This window comes from Bacillus sp. PK3-067, from assembly GCF_056738645.1.
This window is the reverse complement of the sequence record NZ_CP096492.1, coordinates 1-17,825: the sequence shown is the minus strand read 5'-3', so window position 1 is coordinate 17,825 and position 17,825 is coordinate 1. Positions and strand designations below refer to the sequence as shown.

25 protein-coding genes and 2 pseudogenes are annotated in these 17,825 nt (G+C 32.7%); 20 read left to right on the top strand and 7 right to left on the bottom strand.

What is annotated here, in order from left to right; all coding sequences use genetic code 11:
- Positions 1 to 9: 9 nt before the first annotated feature.
- From M1D73_RS29310 to M1D73_RS29300, 3 genes are all read right to left on the bottom strand, one after another.
- On the bottom strand, positions 10 to 1,080 hold the full coding sequence (locus tag M1D73_RS29310; protein WP_336458765.1) for a toll/interleukin-1 receptor domain-containing protein: 1,071 nt from the start codon (positions 1,078 to 1,080) through the stop codon (positions 10 to 12).
- A 592-nt stretch (positions 1,081 to 1,672) separates the two neighbouring features.
- Positions 1,673 to 2,173 carry an excalibur calcium-binding domain-containing protein gene (locus M1D73_RS29305; protein ID WP_336458791.1) on the bottom strand — a complete coding sequence of 167 codons (501 nt, stop codon included), beginning with the start codon at positions 2,171 to 2,173 and terminating at the stop codon, positions 1,673 to 1,675.
- Positions 2,174 to 2,440: 267 nt separating this feature from the next.
- Entirely contained in the window at positions 2,441 to 2,911 is a 471-nt protein-coding gene (locus M1D73_RS29300; RefSeq protein WP_336458766.1) for an SHOCT domain-containing protein, read from the bottom strand.
- 427 nt (positions 2,912 to 3,338) lie between these two features.
- Here M1D73_RS29300 and M1D73_RS29295 point away from each other — a divergent pair, with 427 nt between their 5' ends.
- A complete protein-coding gene (locus tag M1D73_RS29295; RefSeq protein WP_440046521.1) occupies positions 3,339 to 3,578 on the top strand; it encodes a hypothetical protein in 240 nt (79 codons plus the stop codon).
- Positions 3,579 to 3,690: 112 nt separating this feature from the next.
- Here M1D73_RS29295 and M1D73_RS29290 read toward each other — a convergent pair whose 3' ends face one another.
- The 3 genes from M1D73_RS29290 to M1D73_RS29280 all read right to left on the bottom strand — a co-directional run bounded on the left by M1D73_RS29290 (position 3,691) and on the right by M1D73_RS29280 (position 5,816).
- Positions 3,691 to 4,269: a hypothetical protein gene (locus M1D73_RS29290; RefSeq protein WP_336458768.1), complete on the bottom strand. Its 579-nt coding sequence runs from the start codon at positions 4,267 to 4,269 to the stop codon at positions 3,691 to 3,693.
- A 150-nt stretch (positions 4,270 to 4,419) separates the two neighbouring features.
- Entirely contained in the window at positions 4,420 to 4,899 is a 480-nt protein-coding gene (locus M1D73_RS29285; protein ID WP_481158050.1) for a hypothetical protein, read from the bottom strand.
- A 218-nt stretch (positions 4,900 to 5,117) separates the two neighbouring features.
- Positions 5,118 to 5,816 (bottom strand): succinate dehydrogenase/fumarate reductase transmembrane subunit, encoded by a 699-nt coding sequence (locus M1D73_RS29280; protein ID WP_349917520.1) that lies wholly within the window; start codon positions 5,814 to 5,816, stop codon positions 5,118 to 5,120.
- 428 nt (positions 5,817 to 6,244) lie between these two features.
- Between M1D73_RS29280 and M1D73_RS29275 the strand changes: the two genes are divergently transcribed.
- The 6 genes and pseudogenes from M1D73_RS29275 to M1D73_RS29250 all read left to right on the top strand — a co-directional run bounded on the left by M1D73_RS29275 (position 6,245) and on the right by M1D73_RS29250 (position 11,503).
- On the top strand, positions 6,245 to 7,516 hold the full coding sequence (locus M1D73_RS29275; protein WP_336458771.1) for a hypothetical protein: 1,272 nt from the start codon (positions 6,245 to 6,247) through the stop codon (positions 7,514 to 7,516).
- 208 nt (positions 7,517 to 7,724) lie between these two features.
- Positions 7,725 to 7,805, top strand: a pseudogene (locus tag M1D73_RS29270) (abortive phage infection protein); the annotation flags it as partial.
- Between the two features lie 622 nt (positions 7,806 to 8,427).
- Positions 8,428 to 8,787, top strand: coding sequence for a class Ib ribonucleoside-diphosphate reductase assembly flavoprotein NrdI (gene nrdI / locus M1D73_RS29265; protein ID WP_336458772.1), 360 nt, complete (start codon positions 8,428 to 8,430; stop codon positions 8,785 to 8,787).
- A pseudogene (locus tag M1D73_RS29260) lies at positions 8,774 to 8,971 on the top strand (hypothetical protein); the annotation flags it as partial. The gene nrdI and the pseudogene M1D73_RS29260, both read left to right, overlap by 14 nt.
- Positions 8,972 to 10,159: 1,188 nt before the next feature.
- On the top strand, positions 10,160 to 11,308 hold the full coding sequence (locus M1D73_RS29255; protein WP_336458773.1) for an AimR family lysis-lysogeny pheromone receptor: 1,149 nt from the start codon (positions 10,160 to 10,162) through the stop codon (positions 11,306 to 11,308).
- Positions 11,309 to 11,347: 39 nt separating this feature from the next.
- Positions 11,348 to 11,503 (top strand): hypothetical protein, encoded by a 156-nt coding sequence (locus M1D73_RS29250; RefSeq protein ID WP_336458774.1) that lies wholly within the window; start codon positions 11,348 to 11,350, stop codon positions 11,501 to 11,503.
- Between the two features lie 281 nt (positions 11,504 to 11,784).
- Here the strand turns inward: M1D73_RS29250 and M1D73_RS29245 are convergent, their stop codons facing one another.
- Positions 11,785 to 12,129: a helix-turn-helix domain-containing protein gene (locus M1D73_RS29245; protein ID WP_001052323.1), complete on the bottom strand. Its 345-nt coding sequence runs from the start codon at positions 12,127 to 12,129 to the stop codon at positions 11,785 to 11,787.
- A gap of 204 nt (positions 12,130 to 12,333) precedes the next feature.
- Between M1D73_RS29245 and M1D73_RS29240 the strand changes: the two genes are divergently transcribed.
- From M1D73_RS29240 to M1D73_RS29180, 13 genes are all read left to right on the top strand, one after another.
- On the top strand, positions 12,334 to 12,603 hold the full coding sequence (locus M1D73_RS29240) for a helix-turn-helix domain-containing protein (protein WP_440046524.1): 270 nt from the start codon (positions 12,334 to 12,336) through the stop codon (positions 12,601 to 12,603).
- A gap of 125 nt (positions 12,604 to 12,728) precedes the next feature.
- Positions 12,729 to 13,265: an NUMOD4 domain-containing protein gene (locus M1D73_RS29235; RefSeq protein WP_336458776.1), complete on the top strand. Its 537-nt coding sequence runs from the start codon at positions 12,729 to 12,731 to the stop codon at positions 13,263 to 13,265.
- Positions 13,266 to 13,320: 55 nt separating this feature from the next.
- A complete protein-coding gene (locus M1D73_RS29230) occupies positions 13,321 to 13,443 on the top strand; it encodes a hypothetical protein (RefSeq protein WP_302851246.1) in 123 nt (40 codons plus the stop codon).
- Positions 13,444 to 13,946: 503 nt separating this feature from the next.
- The gene (locus tag M1D73_RS29225) at positions 13,947 to 14,147 is read left to right on the top strand and encodes a hypothetical protein (RefSeq protein ID WP_000572098.1); all 201 of its coding nucleotides are present in this window, start codon (positions 13,947 to 13,949) and stop codon (positions 14,145 to 14,147) included.
- A 1-nt stretch (position 14,148) separates the two neighbouring features.
- Entirely contained in the window at positions 14,149 to 14,325 is a 177-nt protein-coding gene (locus M1D73_RS29220) for a hypothetical protein (RefSeq protein ID WP_336458777.1), read from the top strand.
- Positions 14,326 to 14,342: 17 nt separating this feature from the next.
- Positions 14,343 to 14,975, top strand: coding sequence for a Sak single strand annealing protein (locus tag M1D73_RS29215; protein WP_336458778.1), 633 nt, complete (start codon positions 14,343 to 14,345; stop codon positions 14,973 to 14,975).
- A 15-nt stretch (positions 14,976 to 14,990) separates the two neighbouring features.
- Entirely contained in the window at positions 14,991 to 15,167 is a 177-nt protein-coding gene (locus M1D73_RS29210) for a hypothetical protein (RefSeq protein WP_176265134.1), read from the top strand.
- The gene (locus M1D73_RS29205) at positions 15,167 to 15,388 is read left to right on the top strand and encodes a hypothetical protein (RefSeq protein WP_086385249.1); all 222 of its coding nucleotides are present in this window, start codon (positions 15,167 to 15,169) and stop codon (positions 15,386 to 15,388) included. The genes M1D73_RS29210 and M1D73_RS29205 overlap by 1 nt, the downstream gene beginning before the upstream one ends.
- A complete protein-coding gene (locus tag M1D73_RS29200; protein WP_336458779.1) occupies positions 15,389 to 16,258 on the top strand; it encodes a phage replisome organizer N-terminal domain-containing protein in 870 nt (289 codons plus the stop codon).
- Positions 16,242 to 17,000 (top strand): ATP-binding protein, encoded by a 759-nt coding sequence (locus M1D73_RS29195; RefSeq protein ID WP_336458792.1) that lies wholly within the window; start codon positions 16,242 to 16,244, stop codon positions 16,998 to 17,000. Before M1D73_RS29200 ends, M1D73_RS29195 begins: the two co-directional genes overlap by 17 nt.
- A 15-nt stretch (positions 17,001 to 17,015) precedes the next feature.
- Positions 17,016 to 17,279, top strand: coding sequence for a hypothetical protein (locus M1D73_RS29190; RefSeq protein ID WP_336458780.1), 264 nt, complete (start codon positions 17,016 to 17,018; stop codon positions 17,277 to 17,279).
- Positions 17,236 to 17,481, top strand: a complete 246-nt coding sequence (locus M1D73_RS29185; RefSeq protein ID WP_002094320.1) for a hypothetical protein — start codon at positions 17,236 to 17,238, stop codon at positions 17,479 to 17,481. The genes M1D73_RS29190 and M1D73_RS29185 overlap by 44 nt, the downstream gene beginning before the upstream one ends.
- A complete protein-coding gene (locus tag M1D73_RS29180) occupies positions 17,478 to 17,741 on the top strand; it encodes a hypothetical protein (protein WP_139847239.1) in 264 nt (87 codons plus the stop codon). The genes M1D73_RS29185 and M1D73_RS29180 overlap by 4 nt, the downstream gene beginning before the upstream one ends.
- Positions 17,742 to 17,825: the final 84 nt, after the last annotated feature.

Here is a 17,825-nt window from a genome sequence, read left to right as displayed (position 1 = left end):
TAAATATTTTTATATATAAACTTTTACATCAAGTACCTTTTCCCAAAAGTCTAAATTAGAGAAGTCTAATTCAAAATCATATACTTGCAAAAATATAGTATACACATCTTCATCAGCTTCGTTGTTAATATAAGAATTTAATGTAACTAACTTATCTAAAACTTCTTTAATTAAAGGAGTATTATAATTCGGGGTGATATCTTGATCATCCAAATCAATAAATTTACGTGCTTGTAAGTCTCTTGCTTTGCTTAAAAGCCAATCATCATTAACTACTGGCCAAAATTTGTAATCCGTTTTATGGAATTCGCTATGATAAATAGCTGATATAGCTAAATCATCTAATTTAAGTATCGTACGCTTCGTATCATCTATTAATTCATTGAAATAGTCCCAAGATGAAGAATGTTTCTTTTTGTAACTAGCGGCAGCTGATTTATTTACTGAATCTAATAATGTTACTAATTCTTCTTTTTCACTCTTTAATTTTTCAATTTCTAATTTTTGTTGTTTATTAATTTCTAATAGATCTTGTAGATTCTTTTCTAATTCTGAAAATTCTTCTTCAGATATAATATCTTCTTTTTCAAAACGACATTTTTTGATATCCTTCATTAGATTTCTCGCACGTAAACTAACTTCTGTATGACTTAATTTCTTAACAATACCCCGTTCTTCAAAATCTTCCGCTAAGGCTGCTATATCATCAACAGATTTTAACATCGTAGCTTGTATTCCTTTTAAAGGTGTAGATTCTAATTCTTCAAATGAAGTTTGTGGAATAGCGATGGGGTATATTTCTCCACCTAAAGCCCATGCCGCTCCAAGTTCCGCAAGACAAAATTTACTGTTAAAAAAATTAGGAGTCAATATGAAAACTATTAATTTTGCCTCAGTGATGTTATCTCGCATGTCTTGAACGAAGTTAACTCCAGTTCTAATTTTCCTTGTCGTTTTTCCAGATGTACAATATATTTCTTCTTTTTTTATTTCTAGACCCATTCTGAAAAATTCTATAAATTTTTCTACTAAACCATGATCTTTTGTTGCATGACTGATAAATAACGTATTATTGCTCATAAAAATCTCTCCCTAAAACATATTTATAATATATGAAAAATGAGTAATACAAAGATATTATTCATTTATGAAGCTAATCAATCGTAAAATGAAATTTTTTCTGTATATTTATGCTCCGAAAGCGCACGAGTAACCATGATTCAATCAACCTTGTTCTCGTGTAATTGCTTCTTTGCATTTTCTTTTATTCTAGGAAGCTCCAAGTCTTCAATTTTATTAACTAATGGCGTAATCAAATAATCCTTAAAATTAGAGATTTTCCCCTGATTGTATTTATCCATTATCTTTTTCAATACAGACTTAAAGTTACGATTGGTTAAATCATCCTTTGTTGCTTCACGAAGGGTATTAACAATTACATTTAATTGTTCTTCATTTATATATTGGATTTTTTTGGTTACTTATATTGTGATGGATTTCCGGATTCGGGATTTTCACATCCGGATTTTCAGGAAATGGATTTCCTAACTTGTTCAATAAAATATAGAATGTGAGATTGCTTATCTCATGGTAGCAAACAAGTCATTTGTATATTGTCATATTTTGTCGAATGGAAATAAAAAAGCGCTCATAAGAGTGCTTTTTCTTCAATCTAATGTTTTTTACTAGATTTTTTATGTCCTTTATTTCGTTCACAAGCTACACCATCGCCATCACGATCTAAATGCGAAGCATAAGCTGGGCTATCTGGAGTTATATCATAGTAACCAGCATTATTTGCATCTGTACAGTTTGCAAAGTGAACTTTCTCTTGTTTAGGTGCAGCTTGTTGCTCCTGTTCTTTTGCTCGAGCTGCTTCTTGTTGTTTCTTTTGTTCTTCCTGTTGTCTTTGAGCCTCTTCTTGTTTACGTTGTTCATCTAATCGCTTTTGCTCTTCAGCCTTTTTCTGTTCTTCCAATTGCTTTTGCTCTTCGGCTTTTTTCTGTTCTTCTAACTTCTTTTGCTCGTCTAACTTTTTCTGTTCCTCAGCTTTTTGTTTTTCTTCATTTTCTTTTTGCTTATCTTTGTCCTCTTGCTTTACTTCAGCAGCAGTTGTTTTTACTTTTGTATCTTTAGCCTTTTCGCTTTTAGGAGAAAGTGAGAAAAATACCATTGATAAAATTAAACAAGAAATTGCTGAAATAGCGAGTTTCTTTTTACTCTTTCTTCTAATAGCAGCGACAATTAGCAATACTAAAAATATAAGTGCGGCTAAAAAGAATAATGCCATTAATGCTTCCATAATCGGGCCTCTTTTCAAATAATATAGATTTTGAGAATCACATAATGTAAGATTTCTGGATAATCATATCAAAATAAACATCTGTATATTGTCATATCGTGTCGAATGGAAATAAAAAAGAGAGCCGAAGCCCCCTTATTATATTCCTAATAGTTGTTTCTTTTTTGCTGTAAACTCTTCTTCTGTTAGAATCCCTTGATCTTTCAATGCAGCTAGTTTAGTGATTTCGTCAGCGACAGAATAGGTATTTACAGGATTTGTTGTAGAAGAATGGTCATTAGAAGCGGAAGTATTTTTTTCTTGTTCGTTCATGTACCCTTCTATTAAATCTTTTGCTTTTAAGAAATTGTTATATTCATGTTTATTAAACATGACAGTATTTTCATCTTTTGCCAAGTCAGAGGTGGATCTAGTTTTTACTTCAGAGCTTCCAGGGAAAACGAATTGGATATAACCATGTGAAAGGAAGCCTGGTGGTTTGAATTGTATACCCGTAAGACTTTTGATTTGGATTTCTTTAGATCCCCTACCGATCAAACGAGAGTATTTAATAGTAATTTTAGTTGGTGTGACTACTAGTGTACTTAGTTGCCCTTTAAATTCTAGCATGTATATCTCCTTTTATAACAATTTATATTGATAATAAGATGATAATAGCAAATTACACCTTCTTAATTTGTCATATTCTGTCGAAAGGTAAGAAAAAAACACCCTAAGGTGCCTTCCTCCGACTTGAACCTTGGATCCCTAAACCTAAACCTAAACGTCTTTACATATATATACGGATTGAAAGCTGTCTGTTATAGCATTGATGATGATTAAAAATAACCATATATATACAAGTGATATGTAGTAGGGGTTCTCATATTATTGATAGGCGTAGTAAACTATTATATAGAAAGGAGGAAATAAATGAAAATTAAATAATGACAGTGATACGTTTTTTACTAGCAGTAGTGATTGATGGTGCGACTTATAAAGAAAGAACGCGTAAAGATTCATTGCGGAGAAATATCTTTAAAAGGGGGATAATGTAATGAAAGAGATTGAATCGGTTGTTCCAATGGGTGTTGCGCTATCTGGAGAGGAATTAGCAATTGATATTTGTTTCAAAGGGGATAATGGAAATACGAAAAGCTTCACTTTAAATCAGGATGGTATAGTAGGTTATGATAATTCTTTCTCAAAAGAAATTTTAGAAAAAATCCAAGACCATCACTTATATAAGAATTATAAATATATGAAAAGCTTACGTTTGAAGGATATATATTGGTAAAATAACTTAATGTTTTCTGCGGCGAATACTGTTAGCACATGGGAATAAACATGTGCTTTTTGTTATAAAAAAAGACACCCTAAGGTGCCTTCCTCGGCTTAATAACCGTATTTTATTTTCCTCGTAGACTCTGCTCATATGCTTTAATTTCATCAGTTGATCTAAATGTTTTTAGGTCAAATATTTTGTTACCATCAACACATACTACTAATAATCCATCTTTAGCTTGAATAACACTTCCAACATTGCCTTTTTTTAGAGAAATACTAAAAGGATGATCTACATTCATCGTTTTTTTCTTCTCTACATATTGATTAAATTCCATGCCAACTGGGAATGCCTCTTTTAATTGTTGAAGAGTATACTCAGTTGTAGTTGGCGAATCACTTTTAGGCTTTTCTTGTTCTTGTTCTGGTTGTTCTTGCGGTTTAGGTGTTTCTTGACTCGGCTGTGTCGTTTTTTGAAGTGACCTAGTTTGCTCTTTTTCATAGGAGTCTACTTTAGATTTCAACTCTTTGATTTGTGTTTTTAATTCTTGCTGTTCATTAAAGTGTTGATCGATAAGTTTATCCATATCTTTTTGTGAATACTTAGGTTTCATATCTTCTGATTTGGAATCTTTAAAAATAGCTACGGAAGCAATGATAGCTACTAGTACAGCGATAATTCCAATGATTAGTTTTTTATTCATTTATCTTCCTCCTAAAATACAATAATATTATTATATAACAATTAATAGTTTATAGGTAAAAAAAAGACACCCAAAGGTGCCTTCCGACTTGAACCACTTTAATTTTAATAATATTAAGTTATATTGGTGATTGAGAAATATGAATTGAATCTATTGTTTTACTTTTAAGCTCTTTTCGTATTCTTTAGCTTCATCAACATTTTTAAATGTTTTTAAATCGAATATCTTTTCTCCATCAATACATACAACTAATACTCCATCTTGAGCTTGAAGAACACTACCTACATTACCTTTTCCGAGTGAAATACTAAAGGGGTTCTCTACATTTAATGATTTCTTTTTAGCAAGATAATCTTTAAATGGCATACCAATGGATAGTTCGTCTTTTAAGCCTTTAATAGTGTTACCAGAAGTAGTTGTTGGTTGTTCCTTTTTTATAGCCTCTTCTTGCTGTTTGCGTTGCTTTTCAGCCGTCTCTTGTTCAGCTTTCTTCGCTTTCTCAGCTTCCTTTTGTGCTTCTTGCTCAGCTTTAGATTCTTTGGAAGTACTTGCTGTTTCGTTAGATGAACATGCTGCTAATCCCATAAATAAAGCGAAACAAGTAAGTGTTGTTAATAGTTTTTTGTTCATAGTATGTATCCCCCAGCGTTTAAAATGTAAGATTTACCTGAACTATCATAACAAATATAATCACAACTATTTTGTCATATTATGTCGAAATGAAAAAAAAGACACCCTAAGGTGTCTTCCTCCGATTTGAACCATCTTAATTTTAATAATATGTATTGGACTCCCATCCAAATATTATTTTACCATGTTAATAAATATTGGCCATTGAGAAATGACAGTTAGTGTTTTTTTACATCCGGTTTCTTTTGTTTTAAAAATGAAATTAGTACGTATGCATTTTTAGAATCATCATAAGAAAAATGGCATATAACTTCTTCTGCGTAAAGGTCCCATTTAAAGGATTTACCTTTACCCCCGGATTTAGGGGCGCCATTACCTTTGTCTCCATCAAATGCAGCAACAACTTCATCATATGTCATGTACTGTTTCAAAGAATTATATGACTTGAGTTTATCATAATAATTTTTATTACCTTTAAACTCTTCGAGTTCTTTGATTTTATCGTTTAGTTCTTTTTCTTTTCTTGTGTTATCGGAAATAATTCTATCTACTTTTTCTTCGGAAAATGTTTTACTTCCAGTAGTGGTATTCGCTTCTTGAATGTTTGGTGCTATCAATGCCATTCCAAAGAATAAGCTGATTGATACTAAAAATGTTAGACCAGTAACAATAAAAGTCTTTTTAATAGGCTTTTTATTTATTAATTTAACAAGCGCAATAATAAAAGTAATGATGGTGACCAGCGCGAATAAATAGAAAAACCATACTAAGGTCTTAGTGAACGAATAGATAAGTATATCAGGATGATCATATGTTAGTTCAGATACTATAGTAAATAGGGTGAAAAAGGTAATAACGAAAAGTAATATAATCCCGGTAACTACAGTTACCAGTAATTGTTTTCTTGTCAGGTTCATGTGTATCCCCTTTTAAAATGTAAGATTTAACCCAAGCATAACAAATCCAGTTACAACTATATTGTCATATTATGTCGAATTAAAATAAAAAAAGAGAGCTGAAGTCCTCGCTGTTAATAATTATAAGAATTTCCTAATGGGTATTGGATGATTTCGCCTCTTTTTAATTAAAAATCCTCCCCCTATGTAGTACAAATATTGAATAATGTTTTCTATCAGATTTATAGGGGGAGATATGGTTTTACTGTGGGAAGGAGTGCGTATCAAAAGGTGTACCTGTACCTTTTGAAAGTGTGTCACAAATGTTACGTGGAAAACGTATTAAAATAAAACATTTTATTAATATATATAAATTTTAATTTGTGTTAAAGTATAGATTGAACGTTATAAAAAATTTTTTCAATTCTTTAATTTAAAGGGAGATGCATATGACAGGTAATGAATTCATAGAAAAAGTAACTACTATGTTTAGGCTTACATTGATAGATGGTTCATTGAAATTCCCAGGAGAGGCATTGAATGTAATAGAAGTTAACGAGGTTTTGCGTATTTTTAATGAAATTACAAATCTGGAGGAAGATGAATTTGCAATTTATTACAATGATCATGATGGTAATGAATTAGCCGAAATAGCAGTAGCGCTTCCAAAGGAGCGATTTAGATTACGTGAAGATCGAATAATTAAAGAAACTGAAGATGAAGATAATCAAGTTAAGTATAAGATGGAAATGGAGGGCTCAGATTACTACACAGTTTGGCTCTATAAAAAATTATTTGAGGAACTTCCAAATTGGGAAGAAGTAAGAGGAAGATGGCTCTACAGGATGCTATTCAATAGAAGTAGATCTATGACGAGAAGGTTAATGGGTAATCGTCAAGAAATCACATTATTAGATATAATGGGTAGGACAATAGAGTGTGGAACACTAAAAATAACCAAATCAGTAGAATCGAACATTAATCTAGGAGAAGCAATCAACTCATTTAGTTATACATATATGTGCAATATGAATACTCCGATTAAAGTATATAGTATTGAAGAAGCTATAGGTATTCCAAATAGAAGGAAAATAGAAATGAATGATGATTTTGAAGCGCCGAAAAGAAAATACAATTCTAATTTGATTGATTATTATAATTTAGCGATATCATCTGAAGATCCATTTGTTTCATTTATTTCTTATTATCATATAATTGAGTATTTCTTTGATGAGGTATTTCGAGAACAACAGATAAATACTTTGAAAACAAGCATTACATCTCCGAGATTTAGTTATAAGGATGATGAACAATTGTTTAATATAATTAAAAAAATAATTAAAGATAATAGGTTGGTTAAGGAGAATGGAAGTGGGAATGAACAACAGTCACTAAATTATGTATTGCATAAATTTATAATTAGTTTGGATGATTTCAAACAAAGACTAAGTGCTGAAGAACTTACTTTCTATCAAAATAGTATAGTCACATTTTCAAATGGAAACACGATTAATTGGGATAGAGATAAGGATTCTATAATAAAGGGGATTTCAAATCGGATATATAAAACAAGGAATGCCCTAATTCATAGTAAAAGTTCAAAAAAAGAGGAAACATATCACCCTTATTTACATAAAAACGAATTAAAAAAAGAAATTAGTTTAATTAAAGTAGTTGCAGAATGCCTTATAGAAAATGATTCTGCATTGATGGGCGAGTAAAATATAAGTTTTTATAAATATATTATTTTTATTCGTGAAAAGTAAACTTTTTGTATTGTTTAGAAAGTCACCAAATCAAAAAAGGTACAATTATGATGGGGATGTACTTTATCTAAAAAATAGAAAAGAATCCTAAACTAGTAGGATTCTTTTTTATTTACATGTTGTTGATTAAGAATAGAGTTATTTAATTTTTGATGTGAGATACATGGATAAAGAATTAGCAAATACAATTTTGGATTAGCTGAAAAATGGTGAGATAAAGAGGTATGTTGCAACGAAAGATGTTCCTGTATGTACAATGCTATGATTCATAGTCATTGTATTGAACGAAAATGGTTATCAGATCGAAAAGTAAAAACTAAAAAAAGAAAGATTTTATATATATATCTTATGTCTTATTTTGAAACTTTAAGAATCGAGTACTCTAAATAAATTTTTCATACATGAATTGAAACTCCATAATAATAATCTTTTTCTATAATAGTTATCTTTTAGTACGTAATGAGCAACAAAAGTATATGTATAATATTTAATAATATAAAATTAATAAATGTAATCGTTTTTTAGAACAGATTATAGTTTCATATCTGTTCTTTTTTGCGTGATGCTGGAGAAATATATTTCTCTAGCATCTACCGTTTTATGACAAAATATATTGTTAACTTTTTTAAAAATAAGGTTAATTTTGTTGACAACTTTTTTGAAAAGCACTTTATTGACGTGAGTTTTAGAATGTTGTTTCATAGTGATTGTATTGAAAAAAAATGGCTATCATATCGAAAAGTAGAAGTTAAAAAAAGAAAGAATTTATACATGTATCTTGTGTCTTATTTTGAAACGTAATACAATATATAGAGAAATCAAGAAACGATATACAAAGAATATTGATTGGAGAAGGAGGGGCGGAAGTGTTAGTTACATATGATTCTATGACAGGAAACGTAAAGCGTTTCATCCACAAATTAAATATTCCGGCCGTTCAAATTGATGAAGATTTAGTAATAGATGAAGACTTTATTCTTATTACGTATACAACAGGTTTTGGCAATGTACCAGAACGTGTTTTAGACTTTTTAGAGCGCAATAATGAAAAATTAAAAGGCGTATCTGCAAGCGGCAATCGTAACTGGGGAGACATGTTCGGTGCAAGTGCTGACAAAATTTCTACTAAATATGAAGTGCCTATTGTATCAAAATTTGAGTTATCTGGAACAAATAACGATGTAGAATATTTTAAGGAAAGGGTGCGGGAGATTGTGGCACATTGAACTGAATAACGAAATTACGGAAATGCAGGACGGTTTTTATCAGTTTCATAAAGATAAAGAGGGATTAGAAGTCTTTATGGAAGAAGTTAGAGAGAATACTATTCTTTTTAATATTATTGCAGAGCGAATGGAGTATATGAAAGAACATGATTCCTATTACAACGTTCTGGACGAGTATTACTTAATCAAAAAAAATAACCCTAGACCGGGTGTTATTTTAATTTAACATACTCAATGTAGCTAATTAAGTACATACATATTTATTTTCAAATATAACTAAAAAATTCTCTTTAGAAAAAGCAGTTCTCTTAAGTGTTTTTGTTTTGTTAAAATTCACGGGATAGCTCCCGTTTAATATAGATAATTTAAATATAGAAAGGAAGATTAATCTTGATAGAATCTTTAATTAATTTTCTAATATTTACTGTAATACTAGGAACGTCTTATAATGCATACTTAAAATTACTTCCGTTTCGTAATGCGGATATTCCTATTACAGCTAATCTAATTTTGGAAAATGTTAGATACCATATTTACACAATAGTATTTGCTACAACAGTAACAATACCGTTAACTCTTTACTTTCATTTAGGTATACCTGGTGTGTTAATGTTTCATTTGTTTTGTGTACTCTTTCAATGTGAATTAATTCTTCTGGTAAAGTTGGCAGACATTTTCCGAAAGAAAAATTCACATAAGGAACAAATTAGTGCTTAAGGTTGGCAGACCGTTTTGCACAATCAACTCCTTCCTTGGCTGGGAAGGGGTTGTTACTTATATATTAATTATTCTACGTAACTAATATTATCATACACGTTAATAAATAACAATAATTATGTGCCCCAGAATTGCACTAGAACTATGTCCTAGAATTGCGCTAGAACTGTGTCCCAGAATTACGCCAGAACTGTGTATCAGAATTGCACTAGAACTATGTCCTAGAATTGCACTAGAAATTACAAATGAAAAAAGGGAACCGTAGTTTCATGGTTAATACGGTAAAACATGCATAAGAGTACTTCATACAGAAAGATGCACTATTGCATATTCTTATCCGTAAGTGTGAGAAACCATTGATATACAGCTATTTTCAAACTTTCTCAACATTTTTCTGATAACCACACGACTGAATTTTGGCAAAAATATGATATTATGAAAATAATAAAATAAACGGACGTAAAAAAGACTCATGGCTGTGCAAGTAGTGCTGGTAACACTCTTCCACGGTCCGCCCTAATGTGCCTAGGGGAACACTTGTCATAAGTCTTGTACATAATTATAACACACATCCTAGATATAGTGACGCGTTTTCCTTAAATGTAAGAAATCTAGGGTAACGTGTCTTTTTTGTCCAACAAGGAGGACAAAGATTGTGCAAAGTTCAATAGTGAAGTTGCAAAATGATTTGTACGCTAAAGGAATAAGCGATAGAAATATTTCAAAACAAATCAGTTTAAGCAACGTGACGGTTTCTAAATTTTTTAAGGAGAAAGATGGAATTAGATTCGACAAGTACGGAGAACTTTTAAAAATCGCTTATCCTAATGATGTAGAGTTACGTCGAGATCTTTGCGCTAAATACTTTACTAATACTAAAAGACATCTTAATAAAAAAATTGCGATGAATTATTTAATGGCTCATGGAGAGTTGGAACTTTTAAAACGACTAGTAGACCAAGAAATGACTTCAGCAAATAAAGAAAATCGCGAATGGGCAAGCTTGTATGAACTGATTTATAAAAGATATAAAGGACACATAAAAGGCGAAAAATTACTTTTGGAATTAAATAAGAGAAAGAAATACCTCAAATTAAAAAGTAAAGAATTAGAGATTTTATCCGAAGAAATAGAAATGCTATCAGCTTACGATCAAGGTAACTTCAAGTTAATGGTTAACAAATCCGATTTTTTAATGGAGAAACTAAATGATATTAAAGATCCTTATCTAAAAGAATCGTTTTTTTATAAGATAAAGGAATGTGCAATTCATGGTCATTTAACCGCATACGAACTAGAAAAACTAAGAGAAATATGCGAAGAAGTGATACAAAGTATACCTATCAATAATCGTTTTCCTGTTGTAGAAGCAACAGTATATGGTGTATTGGGAGAATCGTTTATGCTATGTGATGAATCCTTTGACAAATCGATATTTTATCTGAAAAAAGCATTGAGCATTTTAGAGAAAGAGTCGAGTAATCAAATGGAAATGAGAAGAACAATGATAGCTAATACTATTGAGTTTCTAAAAATACATCATAAAGTTGATTTAGAAAATATTAAACCATTACATGCTGCTGAACAAGCATATTTAGAAATACAAAAGGGTAATAATGAACATGCAATTGAAATTTTAATGAAGTTGAAAGAAGAGAACGGGGAACTGAGCGCATTTCAAATTTACTATTTAGGCCTAGCGAAAAATGACAAAGAACTGTTATTGAGATCACTAGATATGTTTGAGCGATTAGGGAATATTTTTTATGCTCAATTACCTAAGAAATCTCTAGGGATTATATAGAAAAAATGTTATAATTTATGAGAGTGAGGTGATACATAAATGAATAAGGTTTTATCGCTTATTACTATTTTAGCCTTGGCAGGTGGATTTTTATTCACTCCTTCTGATAGCCAAAAAAAGCAACCTCAGCAGTTAGCTAAGGATACTCAACTTACAATTACATTAAAAATGTCTGATCCAGGGACGGGCGTTTAAATTATATATTTAATGAATGACATCTTCTTTTTTTAGAAGATGTCATTCGTCGTTTTAGGGAATGTTAACTATTTTTCAAAAAAAATAAATAATTAACGAATGTGAATTGTTCACAAATTATATAGAGGATGCAGGGGGAATGAACATGGAGAATTTAGTTACAGAGTTATTGATAATGGAGACGGTCGAAGGGGTAAATATTGAACATCTCCGTGAAATGCTACTAGAATTATCAAACGAAGGAAAAGAGTAAAACAAAACTCCGTAGACAGTAATTAGTCTTACGGAGTTTTGTTTTTAGATATAAAGCTTTGAATTGTTGATTTAAACAACTCTTTGTTGTCCTCTGATAGTTGATTAATCAGTGTCATCCATTCGTTAGTTTCTTTACTTATCTCTTCTGTTTCTTTAACTGTTAACTTTTGATGCATCGCTCTTCCTAATAAGTAATCAATAGAAACTTCGTATATGTCTGCTAGTTTAGTTAATGTTTCGTAGTCAGGTTTACGTCTTCCTGATTCGTAACTAGATAAAGTGGCTTTGTTTACGTCTAATTTTTCTGAGATGAAAGTCTGTGTGTAACCCTTCTTTTCGCGGCACGCTTTCAATCTTTCGTTTAAGTTCATAATTTTATTATTCCCCTTTATAAATAAGATCCCATTGCGAAGTATTATTCTTTAATTACAGTATATATACTTTTTGACAACTTTTCACTATTTGTAAAAAAAATTAAAACAAAGTGACAAAACAGGGGTTTACATTTACGAAATGACAACTTATAATGAAATTAAGTTGTTGTCGAAATGACAACTATAGGAGGTGAGGCGGATATGACATTTGGAAACAGAGTTAGAGATATTCGCAAACAAAAAGATATAACACAATCAAAACTGGCTAAGAGTCTTGGTTTTAGTCACGCTTCAGCTATTTCTTTCATAGAAAATGGCAAGAGAAGATTAGATGCTGAAAAGATACCTATTTTAGCAAATGCACTTGGAGTATCAATAGATGAACTTTTTTTTACTCAAAAAGTTGTCAAAATGACAACCGAATGGCTGGAGGAGAAAGAAAATGAATCAATTACAGGTTTTCAACAATGAAGGATTCGGTAAAGTTCGAACGGTAACTAGTTTTTGAGAAGAAAAATGAGCATTAACTTGAATCACAATGCGAGTCGCTCCAAAAGGACAGGTGTACATAATTAATCGTTTGGAGGAAATGAACTGTGGAATCAAAAGAGCAAAATGAGATATGGGTAGAGTTAATAGGTTATGAAGGGATATATGTGATTAGCAATCTAGGTAGAGTTAAAACAGTTATAAAAAGAGGGAATAGCGTAAAAGGCAGAATCTTAACACCTGTTGTTACCAAAAAAGGTTATTTAAGAATAGGATTAACTGACGAAAAAGGAATACAAAAGAGATTTTATATACACAGATTAGTTATTGAATCTTTTAATAAGTGCCAAGAAGAGAAGATGCAAGTTAATCATATTGATGGAGATAAGACTAATAACAGATTAAGCAATTTGGAATTTGTGACAGATAAGGAAAATAAAAAACATGCAATTAAAAATGATTTAAACGCAAAAGGTGAACAGATTCATACAGCTGTTTTTACTGAAGAACAAATTGAATGGATAAGAAAACACTACAAACCAGGCCACTCTAAATATGGAGCTAGAGCAATGGCTAGAACATTCGGAACATCACATTCAACTATAGGGAAGGTTGTAAGAAATGAGACTTGGAAGCATGTGTAACGAACTTCTAACGAAACGCGGAATTATTCCAGAAATGGATAGGGAGGCGGTTTAAATGATGGAAGAAAGCACATTATCACTTTTAATCGTATCAGCAGCAATATGTGTATTCGTATACCTGGTACACCGAATAGATGTCTGGGACAAAAAGACAGGATGGTCACAAGATGATAAATAAACAGCAACGTGATGAATATGAACGAAAGAAAATCTTGTGGATTATAAAGGATTTAAGATCAAAGGGTGTACATAACAGCGCAGATAAGGTTGAGGAAACATACAAGAGGTATATCACTTTAGCTAAATGATAAAAGCCCTGCAAGGGGATGCAGGGCAAGACTAAGGGTATTGAAGAATTGTCGATTCTAAAAGTAAAGGACTTCTTGGAATGTAATAAGTTTAACACATAGTTCACTAAATTTTTATATAAAGATTTTAAGAATTTGTGAACGTAGATAAGTATTCCGATGTTTGAAAGCATCAAAAAAGCCCGTACAGAAGCACAGGCCAGTTGTTACACATATCGGTAACTAAATTTTAACAAACTTTCAGAAAGTTAGCTATTAAAAAAATAAAAAACGCTCGATGGCAACGAGCGATGTAGAGAAAACATTCCCTAAAATTAGCTACCCATATTATACCATAAGTTTTCTCTCAGTAAATAAGGAGGAATGCAAAAAAATGATTGAAAATCCAATTACTTACGGAAACCATCACGATTCATCAGCAAGAGACTTCATGGATTATTGCCAAGGGTGTGGTGGAGAAATCTTCTACGGAGAAGGGTACCTTGATTTTAGTGGTGATCCAATCCATACCGAATCCGAATGCATCAAACAGTACGTTGAAGAACATTCGATGAAGAAAGTAGCAGGTGAATAAGGTGGTCCTACAAAACAAAATTGAAGCTGAAATTCAAATTATGAAGAGTCTTGTTGAACGATATAAGCAAAGCGATGAACCTAATGCTGCTTCAATGGTTATAGCTTATGAATACGGATTGCAGTCACTTATGGAAGTGTATGAAGCTAGTAAACAAACGGAAATAGCACCATTTTAAAAGAGAGGGAGATTCATATGATAACTGAAAATTACTTTTCTAAATTAGCTCAAATAGATTGCACGGAACATGTTGAAAAGAAAGGTCGCTTTAGTTACTTATCATGGGCATGGGCAGTTAAAAAGCTTCGTGAAGTAGAACCGACAGCGACATGGGAAATCAAGCGATTTGATGGTGTACCTTACCTTAAAACGGATTGTGGTTACTTTGTAGAAGTTGAAGTAACTGTACAAGGATTACCACTAAGTCAGATTCACCCGATACTTAACAATCAGAACAAGCCGATTGCAGAGCCTAACAGCTTTGACATTAACACAAGTATCCAACGTTGCTTAGTAAAAGCAATTGCACTTCACGGATTAGGATTATACATCTATGCAGGTGAAGATTTACCTGAGATTCAAGAGGAAATGATTACTGCTCAACAAGTTGGTGCAATTAAATTAAACATAAAAAAATTAGCTACCCTTCGAAAAGTGGATGAAGACACGATTAAAGGACACTTAAGTATTAAAGAAGTTGGCGAATTGACATTAAAACAAGCTGGAGAAGTACTTAAGAAATTAACAAAGTGGGTTAAACAGGCTGAAAAAGAAACTTCTGAAATTGAAGAGCAAGAACAAGTAGAAAAAATAGAACAAACAAACTAAGGAGATGCTAAACCTATGTTAGACAAAAATCAATCTAAAGTCGTCCTTCCGAAGTGGGTGTGGAAGGGCGCACGGAATGAAAAAGAAGCAAGAGTAAAAGCGATTGAGTACATCACTCCCAATCGCTACCCAGGATATAAAATAATAAAAATTCAAGGCGACATAGCGGTATGCGAAAGGGCGAATGCGTGATGTTTAAGATACCTGTAAGGCGTGGATCGATGAAAGAGATGTTAACAGCAGTTCGGGATTTAGAAAAACGCGGTTATGACTATGTAACGCCAATCAAACGAATATATAGGGCAGAAAGAACTTTTTATCATGAAGGTAAATTTAGGGGAAGAGAAAAGGTTCGGTTTACTGGCATGGAAGACAATGTGAGCTATGAATGTTGGATGAAGAAGGTGAATTAAATGGCAGATGTTAAATGGATAAAGCTCTCTACTAGTATGTTTGAAGATGAAAAGATTCGATTAATTGAAAGTTTACCAGATGCAGATACACTACTAATTATTTGGATTAAATTGTTGTCTCAAGCGGGCAGAACAAATGCCAATGGTTACATTTTCTTGATTAAAAACATTCCTTTCACAGAAGAAATGCTCTCAACACTTTTTAATAGACCGATAGCAACTGTGAGACTCGCACTACAAACGTTTAAGCAATTCGGAATGATAGACATCACTGATGATCAGTACATATGCATCTTGAATTGGGAGAAACATCAGAACATCGATGGGTTAGAACGTGTAAAACAATTGAATGCAGAACGAAACAAAAAGTACCGTGAACGTAAGAAACAACAGCAATTAGCACTAGAAAATAAGGTTGAAGAAAATGACGTTTGCGTGACGTCACGTGATGATACAGATATAGAAGAAGATAAAGAATTAGATAAAGAAAAAGATAAAAAGAAGAAAGAAAAATCTTCCCGTCACAAGTTTGAAACTTGCGACACCAATGGGGCTAAGTATCTGTTTGAAAAGATTAAGGTTAACAATCCTAAGCAAAAAGAACCTAACTTCAATAATTGGGCAAATGAATTTAGATTAATGCGAGAACGTGACAACAGAGAACCACAAGAGATTAAGGATGTTATTGATTGGTGCCAAGCTGATCCGTTCTGGCAAGGTAACATTTTATCTCCTAGAAAGTTACGTGAAAAGTTCGACCAACTAACAATTCAAATGAAATCTAAAAAGGGAGAGAGGAACAATGCAGAGAGCAGCGGCAGCAATACCAACCGATATAGCCAAAAAGGTGAATATGACTATGGATTCTGATGTGTGTGATACACATGGCATGAATAAGATGAATTTCGGTGGACAAGTTGTTTGCCCTCGATGCTTCCTTGAAAACGATAGTAAGAAGCTTCAGCAACAAGAACAAGCGAAATACGAAGCGGATAAAGCAAACGAGAAGAAGTTCATATTCCATCAACAAAGCATGATTGCCGATAGCAATATTAAACAAGCTAATTTTGATAATTACAAACCTACTAGCAAGGAAGGAACGAAGAACCTTGGACTGGCAAAGGTAATCGCTACGGATTATCTCAACGGAAAGATTTTCAATACGATTATGGCCGGTAATTGTGGAGCAGGGAAAACGCATCTTGCTTACGCTATAGCGGATCAGCTTGCAGGAGCAGGGAAGTCAGTTGTCTTCGTTACAGTTGGTGAATTGCTACGGAAGATTAAAAGTACGTTTAGCAAAGAATCCACACTAACTGAAGATGCAATCATTCGAAGTCTAGTAAAAGCAGAAGTGTTAATTGTCGATGATTTAGGAGCAGAGTTAGGCGCATTAGATGCCAATACGAAAGCAACAAACTTCATTAATAGGGTACTATTCGATGTTTTCGATGGTAGGCAAGGTAAATCTACTATCTTCACCACAAACCTCACAGGGAAGCGTTTAGACGAGGCATACGATGAACGAATTGTATCGCGGATTCTCAATAATTTCAGAACGATTACTTTCAAAGAAACAAAGGATTACAGAAGAAAGGCATTGCCATTTTAAAAGGGGGAATAAACGATGTGTGTATGTGAAGGAACGGGAGTAATTAGCAACGATATGGGGAATGGCTGCTATCAATTTGCACCGTGTATTTGCAAAGCAGGGAATCGCAGTCCTGAAGAAGTGGATAGAAGACGTCATGCCGTTATGGCGGAGTTACGAGAAATTCATCAATTACAACTGGAGGGGAAATGGGATGCCACGACTTGGAACGGATTTGGAAAAGGAGAATTACACAATGGCGTTGCAGCAGGGAAAGTACATGAAGAAGTCGCGTCGTAACTTATATATTGCTTTGGAAGAGTTGGACTTAGTGTTTGATGAAAGCGAAGTGATACGATTAAGAGAAATGTGGGATGAGGATAAAGATATTCTTGAAATAGCAAAAGAGCTAGGAAGGCATCAACTAGAAATCGCCGCATTAATTATGGATCAGGCAGATAAGAATAAAATCAAATCGCGTCCAATGGGGTTAGGGGCATGAAACAACTAACACTAGAGGATGTAGTCGGAAGTTTTGATTATACCGCAACAAGTACCGTGGACAAATTCTTGAAGCGTAATAGCGTTATGACGTATTCAGTAGAGTTTTACGACAAAGACGAGAAGTGGAAGCTTCGTTGGTTTGAGGCGAAGTCCGAGAGCGAAGCTATAGAAATGGCTAAAAAGAAATACGGAAAGATACAGATTATCATCACGTATATTTCTGATAGGACCTTAGAGGAGATAATGAATTTGGATTAGGAGACATAGCGTTATGACGTATTTAAAGGGCAGAAACTCATTTGATTGAACGAGGCACCAGTAGGCGTCATAGCGTTAGTAGAA